Here is a 19198-nt window from a genome sequence, read left to right on the forward strand (position 1 = left end):
CCTTAGGCTTTTGCTTTTGGCATCTGGGAAACCAGCGACAAATTGATGTCCATGCCTTCCACCTGGAAATGCGGCACCGCAAAGAGTTTCACGCGGAAGAAGCCCGGGTTGTCTTCGATATCTTCCACCGTCACTTTCGCGTCACGCAACGGGTGTGATGCCTGAAGGTCATCGCCAGGGTCCGTCATTTCAGTCACCAGGCCGCGCACCCAGGTATTGAGCTCCAGCTCAAGCAGTCGACGATCTTTAGTGGTGCCGATATTTTCACGCTGGATAAGCTTCAGATAGTGGGCGATGCGTGACAGCAGGAAGATGTATGGCAGACGGGCATTGATACGACTGTTGGCCGTCGCGTCAGCTGTATCAAACAACGCCGGTTTCTGCGATGAGTTGGCCGAGAAGAAGCAGGCGTAGTCGCGGTTTTTGTAGTACGACAATGGGATGAAGCCCAGATTCGCGAATTCAAATTCACGGGTCTCGGGGATCATCACCTCAGACGGAATTTTCACCTGATTGCCGGTGCCCAGGTCGTACAGATGGATAGGCAAATCCTGCACCGCACCACCCGCCTGTGGCCCACGGATCTGGACGCACCAGCCGTTATTGATAAAGCTTTTTACCATGTTGGCAGCAAACGCAAATGACGCGTTGGTCCACAGGTATTTTTCGTGGTCTGGTCCCTTCACTTCTTCAACATAGTTGAAGCTGCGCACTGGCACGGTGTCCGGGCCGTACGGCAGACGGCCCAGCACACGCGGCATGGTCAGGCCGATATAGCGGGAGTCTTCTGAATCACGGAAGGATTTCCATTTGATGTATTCAGCACGGTCGAAGTAGTTACCGATGTCTTTAATCGCGGCCACTTCCTCCATCGAATTTTTATGGAAGAACTTAGGCCCGACCGAACCGATAAACGGCATGTGAGCAGCGGCGGAGACTTTCGAGATATTACGCAGCAGCGCAACATCCTGTGATGATGAATCGAATTCATACGAAGAAATGATAGCGGCAATCGGCTCGCCACCAGGCTGATCGTATTCCATCGTATATGTGTGATAGTAAAGACCGCTCTGAATAATTTCCGGGGCATCCTCAAAATCCTGGCGGAGGTCTTCTTTCGAGACGTCCAGAATTTCCACCTTCACATTTTGACGGAAATCAGTGCGATTTATAGTGTGCTGGAGTCCCCGCCATAATCCCTCTACGCGCTGGAAGTCCGGGTGGTGCATCACTTCATCAAGCTGGCGGCTGATCTGGCGGTCCAGTTCAGCAATGTGCTGGTCGAGTAAATTTTTATCGAGCTTTTCGACTTTCTGGCCTGACTGAGTAATCACCTGCATGAAAACCTGAATTCCTGCTGTCACTCGCTCATCAGCAGTCGCTTCAGCCATGATGCTGGTGTCCTGATAATCGGTGATATCACCCAGGTTTTTAACAGGCGTCAGATTGATTTTTTCAAACAATGAAGCGTAAACGCTATTATGTGGAGTTTTTTCCAGTACAGTCGTTTGCCCTTGTACTGAATGTGTTTCGGTATTTACGGACATCAGCATTCTCTCTGTTAATCCATTAAAAGACTCACCCTGTTTTATTCAGGAGCAAGGGCACTTAATTCGTCGCGTAATTCCTGCGTCAGAGCCGGGTCGATAAGAATTTTCTCAAGCTCTTTTCGGAAGGTAATATTGTCGAGAAGATTAGATTTCAGATCGCGAAGTAAATTACGCATGGCAAGCATGGCGCGTAGCTGCGGTATCTGTCGGGCAACCTGTTCAGGCTCAAAGTCTTTCATTTCCTGGAAGCTAAGACTGATATTTTCTTCCGAGCCATCATCAGAAAGTGTATTTGGGACTGAATATTTTAATTCGGGATTTAACTCAGAGAGGACGCTGTTGAAGTTGTTTTTGTTAACATTTAATTTACTTCTCTCTGAGAGAGGGAGATCTTCTTTACCATTACTAAAATCTCCGACAGCCAGCAGTTTCAGGGGGAGCTCAATTTTCTTCTGAGCTGAGCCTGTATGCAGGTCCAGCCGGATGTTTACACGTGCTTTCGGTATCTCACTTTGAAAGGTCGACTCAGCCATATCATTCCCTTTGTTCTTGAACTGTAGTGATGTAATCCACGGATTTCTTTACAAAGCGATGATAGAGCAAACATCTAACTTAGATCAACTTTACAGATCAAAGATCTGCTATTGGAAAGTTCCTAAGAATTTTCCTCTATATGCAAACAAGAAAGAACTCTGCATATGCTGTTAAAGTGGGATTTGTTGACTGCTTTTAACATGCAGGGTAGCGAAATCCACCATATGTAAATAAAATAGTGGTGGTATGTTGTATGGATGATCTTTTGTTGATCTAAATCAATGTTTTTAAGCGAATGGCTTGGGGTGGGGTTTAAAGGTTTTAATATTATCTCATTACAGTTTTTTAATTATTAAAATTTGTATGTTTTTGCTCTTGGATAAGTACTTTTAACATATTTAGTTTTATTATTTTTAGCTAAAAAATGTTTCACATATTCAGAAAATGTATGATTTCACCCCCATACATAAAGCTTACCTCTATTAACCTCTATACTCCTGCGACCGGGCGTTAACATTACTTTTCGCAGAAGGAAAACTCAAAGTCTGAATGTCACAGGCCTACACTCACAATAAGTTGATTTTCATTCACCAAAATAATAGTATTTTCATGAATTATAATTTATAAAAATGAAAGTATTTAATTAAAATTCAGACTTCGTTCGAATAGCGAGAATTCCATAAACTGGAAGGATGGAATCTGGAAAACTATAGTTATAAATTAGGTTCAATGCTTTTGTTGTAGGTCAAGATAGGAATGCTGCCATTCAAGTGGAGCACTACTCACCAGCCCATCATGCTCAATCGATCCACAGACATCGGGGTTTGCCAATATCGTCTCATACACAGCCTTACTTTCGATCCCCTGAATCATATGAGACAAGACCCGGCGCCTGACACCCGCTGTAATCTTGTCTGGTTTTATCAGGTAGGTTTGACGAACGGCGTTGCGAATAGCCAGTCCTCTTCCCGGACAGTTAATACCCCCAGCGATATAACATTCCACCAACCGTTTGAGCGCCTTTTTCACTGGCCGCACAAACACAGACCATTCATCGGCCTTAACGACTGCCAACTCATAACCGTATAAATCGCACAGCGAATGGAACGCCCTACTGTCCTTATGTTTCCTGAACTCGCCCAGCGAATAAATCAGCGTGTAGATAAGCAGTTTTGCTGTCTTCTCATCAACATTGAACCTTCTCGCGACCTTCTTCTTGGTTATCAACTTTAGCTGCTTACACCCTATACCATAACTATCCAATTCGTACTTGAGGATAGTCAATTGGCTGCTTTTGATATCGTAGTTGTATCCTTCAAATATGTTCCACTTAATCGCCGATTTTAACGCCTGAAAACCACCATTTTTCTCAAAGGAACGGGTTCCACGCTCCGCCAGTTTGTACTCAGGAAAATACTCAACAACGAGGGGAAAACTAGAAACCATACGACATCCCCGTTCTGCCAGATGTTGCAGGAAATGAATCTTTTGCAAAGCTTCCCGCTCGCTAACAGGTTCATATGCCTGTAACTTATCAAGGTTAATGCGCAGTCCTCCCAAGCAGGAGTATACGCGGCGCATATAATCATGTGTTTCCCGTGAAGCATGCCATGTTTCATGTCGGGGCATATCACCGTGTGATAGAGCTTTCTGTATTAGTTGTTCTTCCGTTAGAAGCTTACTACTTCGCTGACGTTTTCCTGTTGAAAGATAGATGTAACGATCCTCCTGCTTTTTATATTCCTCAGGTAACATACCGAACCAGCAATTCAGATATTTTTTAGATAATGCGAATTTACGGCATTTACGCTTCTCGAAAGAATAATTTTTGATATTGATTATCCCAGCATCGCTGAGCAACTCCAGAGCACGATCGCAACATAAATTTCTGGTTTGTTCAAAGACGAATCGCAATTTCTCTTTCCCTAGTTCACTCGGTAAGGGAGAATAGGTAGTCCAGAGGTCATCTTCTGAATCTTTAGCATAGAGAAAATTATTGCAGATTAGATGTTGTAAAAAACTCTGGATATCCAGATAAAATGAAGGTGACTGTAGTGGAATACTAAATCTGGCCACCTGAATAGAGGTGATATCATCGCCTCATAGTCAAAACAGGTGACATTATGACCGGACGTAACAGACGTAATTTTAGCCCCGAGTTTCGCCTCGAAGCTGCCCAGCTTGTACTCGATCAGCACTACACCGTTGCCGCCGCTGCAACGGCAATGAATGTCGGTAAATCCACGATGGATAAATGGGTTCGCCAGCTTAAAGAAGAACGCGCAGGGAAATCCCCAAAGGCCTCTCCGATGACGCCTGAGCAACTTCGCATTCATGAATTAGAAAAACGACTGCAACGTGTTGAAATGGAAAACGATATATTAAAAAAGGCTACCGCGCTCTTGATGTCAGACTCCCTGAACAATTCTCGTTAGTTGAGAAACTCAGGACGCGGTTTCCTGTTGCCTTTATTTGCAATGTGTTCGGGATCCATCGCAGTAGCTATCGGTACTGGCTAAGCCGACCGCAGAAACCTGATGCAAAACACATCATTATACTAAGCCTGGTTCGTGAAGTTTATCATGCCAGTAATGGCTCTGCGGGGGCCCGGAGCATTGCCGATATGGTCAGCGCAAAAGGTGTTCCGTTGAGTCGCTGGCGGGCCAGTAAGATAATGAAAGAGCTGAATATTGTTAGTTGCCAGCAACCGGATCATCGCTACAAAAAAGCCACAAAAGAGCATGTGGATATCCCTAATCATCTGGATCGCCAGTTTGCAGTAACGGAACCTAATCAGACCTGGTGCGGCGACGTGACCTACATCTGGACGGGCAAACGCTGGGCTTATCTGGCGGTTGTTCTGGATTTATTTTCCCGCAAGCCAATAGGCTGGGCGATGTCGTTTTCTCCGGACTCAGGTCTGACAGGAAAAGCATTAACGATGGCCTGGGAAGCCAGGGGGAAACCGGCTGACGTTATGTATCATTCTGACCAGGGAAGTCACTATACCAGCAGGGAATTCAGACGGTTACTGTGGCGTTATCGTATAAAGCAAAGCATGAGTCGCCGTGGAAACTGCTGGGACAACAGCCCAATGGAACGATTTTTTCGCAGCCTGAAATCAGAATGAGTACCGAACTGTGGATACGCTAATTTTAGCGAAGCAAATAGATCAATAACAAATTACATCATTGGTTATTACAGCCAGCTCAGACCCCACCAATATAACGGTGGCTTAACACCCAATGAGTCAGAGCGATTGTTCTGGAAAAACTCTAAAACTGTGGCCAGTTTTTGTTGACCACTTCAATCGAGTTCAATTGCCGCTTGAACATCAATGCCAACCTCAAAAGCTGCTAGCGAAAAACCTCCCGCACCAGCAAACAAATCAATAGCTTTCAATTTAATCTTACTCAGACTTTTCAAGTTTTGATGCCAGCATTATACGCAACATTTGTATCAGATACCCCCGGTTAATGTTACTAGTGGAAAATCGTGTGATCCGTGTTATCTATATGATATCAAAAGCACAAAACACTCTTTACTGCGACTAACCACAGAATTGATACATAGTTTCTATGTAGATGGGATGGCTGGTTGATGCATCAGTAACTTTTTAATCGTTGAAACTGCGTGGCTTACAGAACCAAAAAGCAACAGCCATATGACATTTAGAGAGGATGTATGGAAGAAATAGAGCATTTTACCGATGATCGGCACAAAGCCTGGTGTATCCATTGCGGTTCACCCATTATTGACCGTCATACCAACAGAGATCACGTCCCGACAAAAGGGTTACTAGAAAGACCTCTGCCACCCCATGTACCACAAGTCGAAGTATGCAAGGAATGTAATACTGGCTTCTCATTGGATGAAGGGTACTTCGTTACATTTCTGAGTTGTGTGAAGGCAGGAAGCACAGACCCTTCAGCGCAGAGAAATCCAAAAATCGGGAGGGCACTTACACGTAACCCATCCCTGGCTGCTCGACTTCAGGCAGCTAAGCAGATTACAGTAGATGAATATGGCAGGCAGCAGATTCTTTGGCTACCGGAGATAGAACGCATACATCGGGTTATTTTGAAAAACGCCAGAGGCCATGCTTTCTACGAGTACGGAGAGCCAATGTTGGACGATCCAGTCTCTGTAAGTGCCGTTCCACTGATATCTATGAATCAAAACCAACGTAACGACTTCGAGGAAGCCGGTGGACCCTTTGCTGGCTGGCCAGAAGTTGGTAGCAGAATGATGACTCGTGTCATGACAGGTCAAGACTTAGATGATGGCTGGGTTAATGTTCAAGATGACATCTATCGATACATGGTATTTCAACAAGGCATAATGACCGTCCGCTCAGTCATACACAACTATCTCGCAACTGAGGTAATTTGGGAATAGAAGCTGGAAATGATCAGCCCTGTCATTTCCAGCTTGAGTAGCTCCCGAACCAGCAATACAAACCTCGCTTCCCCAGAAATTAATTTGTTTGGGTACGCAGGATGGTACGCAGTCACTACAATGCTTATGTATACTGGTATAAGCATTATCCAGATCAGGTGGTACGGGTATTTCTCAGCCTTCACAAAGAAGGGCACCCCGAGTCATTGATAAATCATATTTTTGCGTTCACAAGAATAATGCGCGCGACAGTGACTGTAAACCGGCTGTGCTGCCAGATGTTAAGCCAGCGACGCTAACTTTTTGAATTGCCGCCATTCATCGCGGGTTATTTCCCAAAGCTCCGAGTCCATTTCTCCACTCACATATTGCGATTTTTCGGTGCGGATAAGCCGCATGCCGTGACGGATGGAAAGGTTTTTGGAACGGTCATTGGCGACGGCCTTTGGCGCGCGTAACACGTCTTTCTCAAGTGTTTCAAACCAGAAATCATTGACTCCACCGCAGGCTTCACTCATCAGGCCCTGTCCTTGCCATTCCGGGACTAACCAGAAACCACGGTTGTTATCTGGAGTATCCATCAGACAAATTAGCCCAATTAATTCCTGCGGATTTTCTTTACGCCGAATGGACCAGAACCAGCCCTTTCCTTCTTTTACCGCAGGCAGCGCAACATTATCGACATAATGTTTTGCCGCGCCAGGTGGATAAGGCCACGGAACAGTAGAAACCAGGTAACGCACAATCTCCCAGCGCGGAAATACGTTTTGAATTTGCTCGGCATCTTCCGAACGAAGTGGCCGGAGGATCAATCTCGGTGTGATTATTTCCATACTGTTGCCCTTTCTTCACGCTGTATTGTTTAGAGTAATTTATACATAGAATTAATAGCGGGCATCAACAAGTAATTAACATTTTTAGCAGGGAGTACCTTCATGCGTAACAGAGTTAACTTTGTGAATATAACAGGAGAATGTCATCATGGAATTATATTATTATAATGGCAATCACATATTCACAAGTATTAAAAACATCTAACCAAGAAAAACAACATTCATAGCAAAGAAACAACAAATAATTTTCGCGTAGGACTATATTCCAATTGACTCGCACAAAGTTCCATATGAAATCAATAACCACAAAACTGTTAAGTGTTCGTTTAATAAAAACATGATACTCTAAAATATCTTATATCAGGCTGTGCGCGTTTATTAATCAAAATTAGGATTTTACGCTAAAAAATATGGTTTTCTCAGCAAGCATTCAACAGCACATTAAAATATGTGTCACATTTTTCTTTTTATATTCGCTTGCTGCGAAGTTGAGCCATAGCGTTGAAATAGTTGGGATACCGCTACGGTTTTATGATCTGACCTTACCCATCGTTACAGCATTGCTGATTTTATACCATCGCAGGGCACTCCCGACGTTAGCCCTGTTTGCCCTTTACAGTTTTTACCACTATCCACTGTTTGATTTCCTGAGTACCGCTGCACAGTTAAACAGTGCTTTAATCTGTGTCACGCTCTATTTTTGCGCAACGGGCAAACGAGGCATGGTAAGTTTTGGGCGCAGCCGCCTCTCTGCGCAACGCATATGTTGGCTTATTTTCCTTAATAGTTTTACGTTTACCGTGCTCTACCAGTGGTTACTGCTCAAATTTCATTTTATCTCAGCCTCTGATGAAAATATTTTTAGTGTTATTACGCTTATCAATATTCAGTGGATGTTGACATCCTGTATTACAGGTGTCCCATTTTGTTATTTACTTTTCCGCGCCTGCTACAAACCCTCATGGTTTTTAAGCTATTTGCGCCAGTTAAAAGATTTGATTGTTAATGGGCCACATGCAATAAGTCAGCTGGTATGGGCAATGCTTTTGATTGCTATTATGTACTGCATGATTACAACAAGAAATGACATTTTAATATTCACTGATTATTCCATAGTATTACTATTACCCCTAATGCTTTGGGGCTCAATCCGATTGGGCCATGCACTGATAAACCCATTATGGGTTTTCATGCTCATTTTGTTAGGCTATTACACTGATAATTATATATCGATAAAAAATGAATTTACGGTAGAGCACTATATCGGCCATCTGGCGCTTGCATCATCAATGATTGCCATATTTTCCCTGACTATTGTCCTTGTTGGTGTACTGGCAACACGCATTCTTAACTACATCAAACATCTTAAGCGCGTCTCTTTATCTGAACCTCATACCGGCCTGCCCAATTTACAAGCGCTTAAAAAAGATCTCATACAATATCCGAACGCAGGGTTGTGTACCGTACAGTGCCCGGAATTAAACTCTTTAACACAAGCTCATGGTATTGCTTTCCGCTTTGAATTTGTTAAAGCCGTGGTTGCATACTTAACACCGCTGCTTAAGGGGTATGACAATATTTATTACAGTCCTGGATATGGCATTTTCCTGCGTCTGGACAACATGAATGAAAGTCTTATCGACTCCTATTATAAAGCCATGACTTCGTTTCGTTTTTCCTGGGGAGAGATGGAGTTAGGGTTAAACTTTGGCTTATCCTGGATGCGTTACGATAACAACATCCCCAATCTTTCGTATATTGTCGGGCAACTCAATGCCAGCACTTTTGTATCGCTGCAAAATGGCAAACCTGAAAACCTGAATATGAATGAAGCTGGTGATAGCGCTGTCAATCCAGCGGTGATACGCCACCTGTTGCAGCAGTCGATAGACCAAAAATCATTTGTATTGCTGGCACAGCCTATCGTCTCCACGAGCAGTTCCGACAGATATCAAGAAATCCTGATACGGATTAACGCGGGGAATAATAATTTGCTTTTCCCGAATACGTTTTTGCCCCTGGCAGAAGAAGCCGGCCTGCTCGCAGAAGTGGATATGACGGTCATAGAGCAGACGTTTCGTTTTATGCACTCTCTGGGTCAATCTCAGGCGGACAGTCGTTTCTCGATAAATCTAACCCCGCAGTCGTTGATCAAATCGGATTTCCTCGACAGGCTTTTCACTTTATTTAACACCTGGTCAATTCGCCCGGAACGCATCATCTTCGAAATTATTGAATCAGATATTATAGATAACTTGAATGCTGTAAATGTATTGCGAGAGCTGCGTAACTTGGGTTGTAAGATCGCAATTGATGATTTTGGAACGGGAGCTTCCAGTTATTCTCGTCTGAAAAACCTTGAAGCAGATATTCTTAAAATAGATGGTTCATTTGTCCGAAATATCGTTTCTGAAAAGTTCGACCATTTTATCGTGATGTCTTTTTGCGAAGCCGCAAAATTCAAAAATCTGGAAGTTGTCGCGGAATTTGTTGAAAGCGAAGAGATCAAACAAATGCTCATCACCATGGGTGTGGGTTGGCTTCAGGGCTATCATACCGGCAAACCTGTTGCTATCGAATCCCTTCGCAAATGATTTTCCTGCATTTTTCATACCAGGAAACCCCCTGGTATTGAGTCATCCTCAGCGACTTGTCGATTAAGTCTCAAGTTATTCAGTTTGCCTGTTAACTTCATTACCATCGCCATTCGATCTATTTCTCAATGAGAGATCTTATGCTTACAATTGCGATACGCGAAAAAAATAGCCATTTCACTCACGGTATAAAAATTATCGTTGCAAATGTGTGCCATCACCTTAAACAAGATTTTTGTTTTTTATCTCCCGAACACCATAAGTGCGCCGATATTGTATTTCTGTCTTTGGATGATAATTGGGTGACTGCTGAGTGCTATCAAATGCCTAAGGCAACAAAGTCTCAACGAATTATTCTCATTTGCCGCCAAAAAGAACATCAGAATCTGATGTTTCGCCCATGTTTGTATATGTTGCCGGTTATCTTCAGAGAAGATGAAATTGATGAAATAACCCGCAAAATAGCCTGGTGGATTGAACCGTCCAGACATGGAAAAAACACCGTTGCGATTCCTGCCGGGATTTGCCAATACTGCACCACACGCAGCTTCACCGTTGTCGAACGCCAGTTGCTTTCACATATCGCTAAGGGGCATTCGTTAAAAGATTCAGCCTGTTTGATGAAACTGGATGAAAATATCGCAAAATTACATCGTAAGGCAATCATGAGGAAATTGGGTATTCGCGATCAATATGAATTGCATAAATTTCTTAAAACCAACCTCCTTTTTTTAATCCTTAACTGACATGTTATTTAAGAAACAGCTTATATGTACTTAAGCCAAACCTAATATCTAACACTTTTAATCCCTGTCAGTATCCATTCCAACGATATAATCAGAAGCTGTGAACATTCAGCTTCTGAGAAACCTAAGCGACCCCCTTTCAGTCGTCATTGTGCTATCAACAAAAATATGGAAATAACGTCTCATTCAGCATTGATTCCCTGCCGTAGCAAAGCGAATGTCCCCTTTATTCGCACACTAGAAGACTGAGCATTTGTACATAGCCGCACGTAAACGCAGATATCGCCGCATCAGAAATAGTGGCATTGCCAATCTCCATGCCAGAATGCCACCGATTGTCTTCGACCGTCTGGAATACCTGCAACATCAGATTCATAAACAGTCTCTGGCGGAACCGCTCGATATCATCCTTATGACCGGCGACAACTACTTATCTCTCGCACTCACTGAGTCTGTTTTTAAGCACCAGCGCACTCACGTTTGCGCAACCCTGGACGAGGCTGAAACATTACTTAGCCGAAACCCGCAGCCGCGTATGTTGATAGATCTGGATGGCGTGAGCGAGGCAGCTATTGATGTGCTGGATACAACGCGGAGATGGCATAAGACCTGGCCCGAACTCAATATCATGCAATTTGCTACCTGCCGCTGCCAAAACATCGCCAGACTGATTGATGCAGCTTCCCGCTTCCCGGTCGTCGAAAGGCGGCAGACCATTTCGGAGTTGCTCAAAATACTGAACCTGAATCGGAACGAGCAAGAGCTTGTTTTCTCACCCCCTGCTCCGCTATCTCATCGTGAATGGAACATTCTGCTGGCGGTGGCAAAAGGTGATTCATTGAAAACGATAGCCCTGTCATTCAACAAACCCTACCACTTTGTTGTGTATACGCTTGGGCGCATTGCCACCCGTCTTGGCCTCAAGAACAACAAGGCACTCATACACCTTTTAAATAAATTATCCTCTCCGTTGTCAGGAAAAGAATAGCTGCACTAAATAACAACCTTACGGATGAAGGCTAGGAAATTGCCTATTTTCAATGTTGTATTTATGTTAAATCAGATCAAATATTTCACAATTATAACTATTCCTGGAAAATCGGTTTTCCGCTTGCTATGCCACGTCAACGCGATAAATCATGTAATGATTCCATGTTACACATAACAAATATTAAACATTTAAGATTTCGCACTATTCTTTATATTCAAAACAAGCTTTTTTGCCATTCATTTAACTTAACACAGGCGCATTATCCAAATAACAAATAATTAACCAATTTAATTAGAATTTGATCGCAGCATAATTGCATCAAGATAACACTAGCCTTTCTCTGAAATAATATGGCTGTATAATCCAATCATTCATTTAGCTAATATGAATACATTCTTTTTACTAATGAAATAACTCCTTTTATTACGTTCAAAACCACTATGGAATAGTAAATTTGAAGGACTGTTTTAAGTTCAAGGAAGCATCTTGCATACAAAATAAAATACTCATCAGTGAAACGTTTCACCACTTTCACCGTCAGTGACTCTGCGTCAATGCGATGTGTTTCTCAAAAAACCGAGGCAAGAATATGAAACCTGCATCCGTAATTATTATGGACGAACATCCTATAGTCAGAATGTCGATAGAAGTTCTGTTACAAAAAAATAAAAATATCGATGTTGTCATGAAAACAGACGATAGCCGTGAGGTGATTAACTATATGCGCACCCACACTGTCGATTTAGTGATTCTGGATATCGAACTTCCTTCCATTGATGGCTTTACTTTATTAAAGAGAATCAAAAGCATACAGGCTGACACGCGTATACTATTCCTCTCATCGAAATCTGAGCGATTTTATGCCGGGCGGGCAATTCAGGCCGGGGCAAATGGTTTTGTCAGTAAAAGAAAGGATCAGGACGATATCTATCATGCCGTGGAGATGTTGCTTTCGGGGTATTCTTTCTTCCCCTCTGAAACACTGGAATTAATCAGCAACCCGACCTCGCGCAAAGGCGTAACCGATGATATGCCATTGTCCAATCGGGAGATAACTGTATTACGTTATCTGGCTAATGGTTTATCAAATAAAGAAATCGCCGAGCAACTGCTGTTGAGCAACAAAACCATCAGTGCGCACAAATCAAATATATTTTCAAAACTGCATGTCACTTCTATTGTCGAACTTATCGATTATGCCCGTGTGAAAGAATTATTATAGCCGCGCGACACACATCACAGTAAAGCATAAAAAAACCGGGATACGCTGCCGGTTTTTTTTATGTCACTAAGATACATCCCGATCGGTTAATAATAATTAATCATAAAAGTCGCATCCGCATTGGCCTGCCCCGCCTGGGGGTTATCAGCCAGTGCGATGTAATTAGCAAAAAAAGTCAGCACGGCATTGCCGTTGATATCTACGGCCACATCCTGGCTTGCCTGGTCCAGCGGCAACTGAGTTTTGTCTTTATCACGCAATTCGACAGCCACATTTGTCGCTCCGCTACTCTCGTTCAGCCCCAGTAATCCCGGATTACCGGTGGCTTGTTTGCCCGAAAATGTTATTGATGCAGCGCCGGGCGGGCAGCCGTTCAGCTTCAATGTGAAAGGCATACTTTGCGTCGTACTGCCTGCGGTACGCAGTTGTTTTGTCGGCCAGCGTCCCAACTGAACCGTTTTATTCTCATCCCCCATCTCGACGTAACAGCTGAAATCCACCACGTTTCCACGCAGTTCGATATTCACTTCGCCAAGTGGCGTGTCGGCGTGCGCATGACTCACCACACTGCCGACCAACAATAAAACGCGTAAAAATGTGCCGCTGGCGATTTTAGTCATAATCCACCCGCAAATAGCCCCGCGCGCTAAACGGCCCTTCCGCAGGTTTGTTCCCTGTTACGCTCACCGGCCACGCGCGAATGCCTACTTGCGCCGCGGCGGCATCATCAAGGCGGAAATGGATTTTGCTACTGAGATCGTTTGGCGTCAGTGGCTGCCCGCTGCTATCGGCGACGATAAATCCGAGATCGTTATTGTTCGATACCATCATTTTGCCCGAGGCTTTTTCCGCTTCCAGGCGCAGGGAGAGATAGGCCTGTGCCGCTACATTGGTGCATTTTATGGCCACCGTTTTACTTTGCGGCGTCACACCCTGCGGGCGATTCCCCGCCCCCGCCTGGCTAAACAACGACGCTCCGATATCCCCAAAATCAAATTCGACGATTTGCCCGGCGTTGATTTCGCAGTTTTGCGGCACTTCGATTTTCCCACTGTAGCTGATGGTATAAACCGGGGTGGTCAGCGGGTCGGTGTTTCGCGTGGTGACATACACCGTAAACATGGTCTGCCTTGGGATGGGCACCATATTGATAAATTTCCGTGTCACTTTGAGCTTAAAAATCAGCTGCGAGTCCTGAACCCCAAAAGGCTTTTGCTTGGGCACATTGGGGTGGTGTCCCATCTGAATATAATTTTTCGGCGGGAAAAACTGCCCAGAATAACTGTCCGTGATGCTCATGGCCCCTTCCAGATAGTCATTGAGTTTCATGTATTGATACCCGCCGATGGTTTCTTGCACCGGCAAATTACTCACATAACTGCGCATGGTGGTGTCGCCCTGAGTTCCCGCCGGGCAGGTCGCATTGACCCCCACCCAACCTGATTTCGCCGCCAGCGTGATAATTTGCCCGACATTATTGTTTGCGCTGGTGAACACATCAGACAGATCGTAAAAAATATCCGTCGGCACGCCGTTGGAATTGTGGCAGACCGTCGCAAATGTGGGGAGTGCGCAAGTTAATAGCAGCGTTCCCGCTAGTGATGTCATCAATTTCATAAACAGATCCCTGAATTGCTCAACCATTCTATGAGCAGGTAGCATTCGCCACGACAACCGCCTGAGACAGACTTTCCGGCGGTAATGTATACGGTGCGAAACACTGTGAACCTTTGCCATCGCCCCACTGAACAAGAAGTTTTCCCTGAAGCGGCAAACCGCTGAGATAAATTTGGCCTTCATCCCCAACCATGCTGGTGACACCGCTGGTTTCTTCACGCACCACGGAGCCGAACGGCACGGCTTTTCCGCTTCGCGTCACGGTGATAATCGCCCGCACACCAATGCGCGCATTAAATTCAGCACGAACCACTGCGCCTTCAGTCGGCACCACATTGCTGACGTTATTTTCAATATCGGTGTGGTTATCCATGGTGTTGGTATCCAGCGCGATGCGGTTGTAGCGATAAACCGTGGCATACGGCATCACCGCGTAACCTCGCCAGTCAGTTTTCACCCCGGTCTGATTTTCAACGCCAACCCCGCTGGCTCCCGGCGCTTTGATGAGCACATTGGTGTCGCCTAGCGGCTGGCTAAAGGTGACGCCATCGGCGTGCCCGACCACACCGCCCGATGCCTGCCAGTTAAAGTCGTGCTGATCCCGGTCGTAGTTGTAACCCAGCCCCAGAGTGCCGTACGTCGCCTGCCAGTTAGCATTCGCACTACCGCTGTATCCGTTGGTATCGCTATGGCCCTGAGTCACGCTGTAGTTCAGGTTTCGCCCTTCCAGTAGCGTGCCGCCAATGCCGGTTTGTACCGTGGCATCGCCATCAGAATTATTGCTGGCAGCAAAAGTGGCATAAGCGCGGTCGAGGGTGCTGGTCCGCGAATATCCATGCCCCAGCAAGGTGCTGAACGGCACAGAAAGGTTGAAGGCCATGATGCGATCGTTCCCGGAAATCCCGACTGATTTGCTCCATGACATCGAAAGTGAATAGCTAATCCCGCGCCAGCCGCTGGCATACCCGGTCTGGTACCAGGTGTTGTTTTGATTGGTTTCCCAGTAAGTTTGCTGACTGCCTGAAACATATAGCGACCCGTAATCGCCCAGAGACTGAGAAACGTTAATTTGAAAACGCCCGCGCTTGCTGTAGCGCAAGTTGTGGTAGCTCTGCACAACCGGTTCCGTTTTATTCCCACCGGCGTCATCCGTGGCGTATTCATAGCCTTCAATATTTTTGTAGGCCACTTCGTCGAGCGTATAGAACCCACGCGTCGAATAGCGGTAGCCCAATAACTGGAAGTTGGTGCCGTAACCGCTGAGTGATTTGGCGTACAGGAAGCGTAATGACTGCCCCTGATGCTCGCTGTCATCCGCAAGTCGGCTGCGCGCATGGGTAACATCCATCGAAATGGCGCCCCATTCGCCGAGGTTTTTGCCTGCCCCCAGCGCCATTGCGGTGTAATCCTCGGCAAGCTGCGTGCCGCCGTAAACGGTATAGCCGTCAGATAGCCCGGCGACGAGCGTGGCCTGGGTAAATAATGGCGTGTTTTGTTGGTCGCTCCCGCTGCGGAAATCCCCGGCAACCACATCGAATTTCAATCGTCCTTCACGCTGCAACAGCGGAACGGTGGAGTAAGGCACGGTGTATTTTTGCTGGGTTCCGTCTTTTTCTTCCAGGGTAACGTCGAGATCGCCACTCGAAGAAGTTGGGTTCAGGTCACTGATAGCGAACGCGCCCGGCGAGACGTAGCTTTGGTAAATGACAAATCCGTTCTGGCGGATGGTAATTTTGGCGTTAGTCCGCGCGATGCCGCGCACCGTTGGCGCGTAACCTTGCAGACTATCGGGGTACATGCTGTCCGCCGAATAGAGCCGTGCGCCGCGAAAGCCGAGACTGTCGAACACGTCGCTACCGGTGTTGCTGTCTCCCATCACCAGTTCGCTTTTGAGCGGAATTATCGTCCGTTGCGCGTAGGTGCTGATGTTATTCCAGTGGCTGGAACGATAGTCATCGCCGCGGGTGTAGCTCCAGGCTCCGCTGTTACGTAGCCGCCACGGGCCATAATTCAGGCCACTTTGCAGGCTTAAATAATAGTTATCGTCGGAACTGCCGTGGTTGCCGGTAAAGCTGTAGTTCAGCAGAGCGGCGGGGATACCTTCATCCCACTCCTGGGCAGGAATATAACCCCTGGCGCTATTGAGCAGCGATGCCTGCGGCAAGCTGATATCGAGGCGTAATTTGGCAAAATCAAAGTGCGTTTCGGAACCCGGAATCAGCTCGGCCATCGGCACACATTCACCGGTTTTCAACCTGGCAAGCGCTGGATAAGCGAGCATGTTTAAACCGAGGCGCTTGAGCCAGTCAGTATCCAGGCACGGCACCAGACCGCCTGATTTTACTTTTCCGCTTTTGGCGTCGCTGGCAATGAAACGAATATCCTGGGTGGCGATAAATTCATCGTTACGCCAGATATCCACGCGATATTCACCCGGAGCCTGGTCGCTGCCTTTTTCAAAACGCGACAAATCCGCAACGGCGGCGTCTTCTGCCGATAAAAACCCAGGGTTAAAGTAGCTTTCACCTGAACTCGTTCCGGGCCAGAGCGCTGCCATTATCATCCCCGCCAGCGGAGCGAGTGACTTATTGTTCATCTGCCAGGTATCCTTATTGTGCAGATTACCTGCATTACAGCATTACGCCTGCTTGCACAGGCGTGACCGCACCGTAGTCATTCACCGTCTGGAACGAGATAGCGCCTTTTATGCCTGCGGGAATAATCACCTGCGCCACGCTTTTTGGCGCGACCATGGTATTGGCTAGTTTCTCGTTGCCGACTTTCAGATTGACCGTGCTGATGTAATAAGGAGAGGGATTGTGAACACGCAGGTGTTCGCCGCTACGGCTAAAGCGCAGCTGTTTTACCGCCTCTTCTGGCTGCATTTGCAGGTTTTTAGGGCGCACAAACAGCTTGATGCGTGAGAGGATCGCCAGTTGCAGCACATTGCTGCCTTCGAGAGTATTTTTATCGACTGACGGAATGGCTTTCACATTCATCCAGAAAACGGATTCACGGTCAGCAGGCAATGGCGGCCCTGCGTAAATAATACGCAGCGTGTTTTCGCTTGAGGGTTCACTGACAAAAAGAGGAGGCGTCACAATAAACGTCTTATCTTTAACGCCCAGGTTATTTTCGACCCACGAATTCACAAGGTAGCGCTCTTTGTTGTCGCTATTATTAATCGAGAGCGAAGTTTGTTTAGCATCAGCAGGATAAATAACACGTGTCGCGCCTAGCGCAATACCCCCCGCGGCTTGTACGTTAAAGCAAAAAATTAACAGACACAGCATTGCGGCCGAGCCTTGTTTAAATAAATTATTCATCACACGGCACCATCATTATGACTATTATTAAATTCTATGATTCAGGGATAAACGAGCGTAAACCAGACATCGGAATGGATATTTCCAGGTGTCATTTGTTGTGTCACCGAACGATAGCGAGCGGTAAAATGCAGCGTCGTTTCTTGCTCTTTAATTGACACAAAATATCCTGGTGTGGCATTAGGAATAATGAGCTTTTGTTCACTATCAAATAACGCCAGACCAATTCCCGAGCTGGAATCAATCTCACCGATACGGGTCGAGGCCAGAAATACCTGCGGGTCTTGCTCAGGCGTTACGCCCTGAAAGGAGATTCCCACTAAATCAGAGGTTTCGGTATCGCAATCGGTCAGATGTATCGCAAAGGGAATACTGACAGGCGCGTAGTTACCCACCTCTTTAAAGAAGGAGCTTTTGTATTGTCCCATTTGCACGGTAAATTCCTGGCTTTCCGATGCCACAGAGCAGCCGCCGTTCACCAGTGAGCCCTGCATTTTTACCTTCCCGCCGTCTACCACCACAACGCGGTTTGCCTGCACCGACACGCTGCTTGCGAATAGCAGGAACAACAGGATTATCCTTATCATTGTCGCCTTCCAAAGAGTTGCATTGCATCAGCCCCATCCATGAGGCTTTCGTCATCCTTGTTCAGACTTATTATTCGTATTTCATCACGAAAGTCGCGTCAGCATTGGCCTGGCCTGCTGTTGCAGTGGCGGCAGTTGCTTTGTAACGCGCGGTGAATGGCAGGGTGTTTGTGCCATCAATCAGGGTCTGCGCGGTAGAGAAGGTAGAGCCATCCGGGGTCAGCACTTTTGATTTGCTGTCCAGAATCTGAATACCTACGCCGCCTGCCGTGGTGCTGTTATCACCGGAGTTGATGGCGAGCAGTGTAGGGTCAGTTCCGTCTGCCTGGCCGGAGAATGCCACGGACGCCAGGGTTGACACAGTGGTGTCACAGTCGTTCAGAACGATAGTGAATGGGATCTGAGCGGAGGTATCGCCAACTTTAGTAAATGCCGCAGTACGGTATTGACCCAATTTCACCGTTTGATCGGAAGACTGAGTACTTACTGCACATGCCGCATTCACCAGCTCACCTTTAAAGTGGACTGTGCCGCCATTAACACTCACCGCATCGGCCTGAGCCGCACCGCTGACTAATGCAATTCCGGCAACCAATGAGGATGCAATTTTGCTGAATTTCATGGAGATTCCTTTAATTATTAAAATACCCTGTTCGAATAATGCATCCTTCATTATCCCGGTTAAATAACTCGGGCCATAGATAGCCTATTCCCTCTCCGCAATCCTTGTGGAGATATTTATTTATCGTCATCAGTGATATTTAAATAGAAATTTAAAACACCATCTCTTCGACGCTGCA

Annotated in this window: 15 protein-coding genes and 2 pseudogenes; 6 read left to right on the top strand and 11 right to left on the bottom strand. The window is 46.1% G+C overall.

The annotated features are described in order from the left end of the window. Positions 1 to 2: 2 nt before the first annotated feature. The 3 genes from tssC to AC0IWZ_RS13775 all read right to left on the bottom strand — a co-directional run bounded on the left by tssC (position 3) and on the right by AC0IWZ_RS13775 (position 3998). Positions 3 to 1553, bottom strand: a complete 1551-nt coding sequence (gene tssC, locus AC0IWZ_RS13765) for a type VI secretion system contractile sheath large subunit (protein WP_471677020.1) — start codon at positions 1551 to 1553, stop codon at positions 3 to 5. Between the two features lie 35 nt (positions 1554 to 1588). Further along, positions 1589 to 2083 (bottom strand): type VI secretion system contractile sheath small subunit, encoded by a 495-nt coding sequence (tssB, locus tag AC0IWZ_RS13770; RefSeq protein WP_115631987.1) that lies wholly within the window; start codon positions 2081 to 2083, stop codon positions 1589 to 1591. Between the two features lie 727 nt (positions 2084 to 2810). After that, complete coding sequence (locus AC0IWZ_RS13775; RefSeq protein WP_471677019.1) at positions 2811 to 3998, bottom strand: hypothetical protein; 1188 nt, start codon at positions 3996 to 3998, stop codon at positions 2811 to 2813. 209 nt (positions 3999 to 4207) lie between these two features. Between AC0IWZ_RS13775 and AC0IWZ_RS13780 the strand changes: the two are divergent. Continuing rightward, positions 4208 to 5385: pseudogene (locus AC0IWZ_RS13780) on the top strand (IS3 family transposase). 8 nt (positions 5386 to 5393) lie between these two features. Here the strand turns inward: AC0IWZ_RS13780 and AC0IWZ_RS13785 are convergent. Then, positions 5394 to 5486 (bottom strand): annotated as a pseudogene (locus tag AC0IWZ_RS13785) (DNA cytosine methyltransferase); the annotation flags it as partial. A gap of 282 nt (positions 5487 to 5768) precedes the next feature. Here AC0IWZ_RS13785 and AC0IWZ_RS13790 point away from each other — a divergent pair. Then, entirely contained in the window at positions 5769 to 6482 is a 714-nt protein-coding gene (locus AC0IWZ_RS13790) for a hypothetical protein (RefSeq protein WP_471677018.1), read from the top strand. A 281-nt stretch (positions 6483 to 6763) separates the two neighbouring features. Here AC0IWZ_RS13790 and AC0IWZ_RS13795 read toward each other — a convergent pair whose 3' ends face one another. Continuing rightward, complete coding sequence (locus AC0IWZ_RS13795) at positions 6764 to 7315, bottom strand: GNAT family N-acetyltransferase (protein WP_034496848.1); 552 nt, start codon at positions 7313 to 7315, stop codon at positions 6764 to 6766. Positions 7316 to 7725: 410 nt separating this feature from the next. Here AC0IWZ_RS13795 and AC0IWZ_RS13800 point away from each other — a divergent pair, with 410 nt between their 5' ends. The 4 genes from AC0IWZ_RS13800 to fimZ all read left to right on the top strand — a co-directional run bounded on the left by AC0IWZ_RS13800 (position 7726) and on the right by fimZ (position 12868). After that, entirely contained in the window at positions 7726 to 9909 is a 2184-nt protein-coding gene (locus AC0IWZ_RS13800) for a sensor domain-containing phosphodiesterase (protein WP_471677017.1), read from the top strand. Between the two features lie 140 nt (positions 9910 to 10049). Then, complete coding sequence (locus AC0IWZ_RS13805) at positions 10050 to 10655, top strand: fimbria biosynthesis transcriptional regulator FimW (protein WP_471677016.1); 606 nt, start codon at positions 10050 to 10052, stop codon at positions 10653 to 10655. Between the two features lie 325 nt (positions 10656 to 10980). Next, positions 10981 to 11643 (top strand): helix-turn-helix transcriptional regulator, encoded by a 663-nt coding sequence (locus tag AC0IWZ_RS13810; RefSeq protein ID WP_034496856.1) that lies wholly within the window; start codon positions 10981 to 10983, stop codon positions 11641 to 11643. Positions 11644 to 12235: 592 nt separating this feature from the next. Next, a complete protein-coding gene (gene fimZ, locus AC0IWZ_RS13815) occupies positions 12236 to 12868 on the top strand; it encodes a fimbria biosynthesis transcriptional regulator FimZ (RefSeq protein ID WP_471677015.1) in 633 nt (210 codons plus the stop codon). Between the two features lie 86 nt (positions 12869 to 12954). Here fimZ and sfmF read toward each other — a convergent pair whose 3' ends face one another. The 6 genes from sfmF to fimA form a co-directional block, all read right to left on the bottom strand. Continuing rightward, positions 12955 to 13488, bottom strand: a complete 534-nt coding sequence (gene sfmF, locus AC0IWZ_RS13820; protein ID WP_471677014.1) for a fimbria assembly protein — start codon at positions 13486 to 13488, stop codon at positions 12955 to 12957. Beyond that, positions 13481 to 14485 (bottom strand): type 1 fimbria D-mannose specific adhesin FimH, encoded by a 1005-nt coding sequence (gene fimH / locus AC0IWZ_RS13825; RefSeq protein WP_410374058.1) that lies wholly within the window; start codon positions 14483 to 14485, stop codon positions 13481 to 13483. The genes sfmF and fimH overlap by 8 nt, the downstream gene beginning before the upstream one ends. A gap of 28 nt (positions 14486 to 14513) precedes the next feature. Further along, positions 14514 to 17081 carry a fimbrial biogenesis usher protein gene (locus tag AC0IWZ_RS13830; RefSeq protein WP_471677013.1) on the bottom strand — a complete coding sequence of 856 codons (2568 nt, stop codon included), beginning with the start codon at positions 17079 to 17081 and terminating at the stop codon, positions 14514 to 14516. A gap of 34 nt (positions 17082 to 17115) precedes the next feature. After that, positions 17116 to 17811 carry a type 1 fimbria chaperone FimC gene (fimC, locus tag AC0IWZ_RS13835; RefSeq protein ID WP_471677012.1) on the bottom strand — a complete coding sequence of 232 codons (696 nt, stop codon included), beginning with the start codon at positions 17809 to 17811 and terminating at the stop codon, positions 17116 to 17118. A gap of 41 nt (positions 17812 to 17852) precedes the next feature. Then, entirely contained in the window at positions 17853 to 18398 is a 546-nt protein-coding gene (fimI, locus tag AC0IWZ_RS13840; protein WP_471677011.1) for a type 1 fimbrial protein subunit FimI, read from the bottom strand. A gap of 70 nt (positions 18399 to 18468) precedes the next feature. Beyond that, entirely contained in the window at positions 18469 to 19020 is a 552-nt protein-coding gene (fimA, locus tag AC0IWZ_RS13845) for a type 1 fimbrial major subunit FimA (protein ID WP_034496905.1), read from the bottom strand. Positions 19021 to 19198: the final 178 nt, after the last annotated feature.

The sequence above is a fragment of the Buttiauxella sp. AC142 genome (assembly GCF_979253435.1).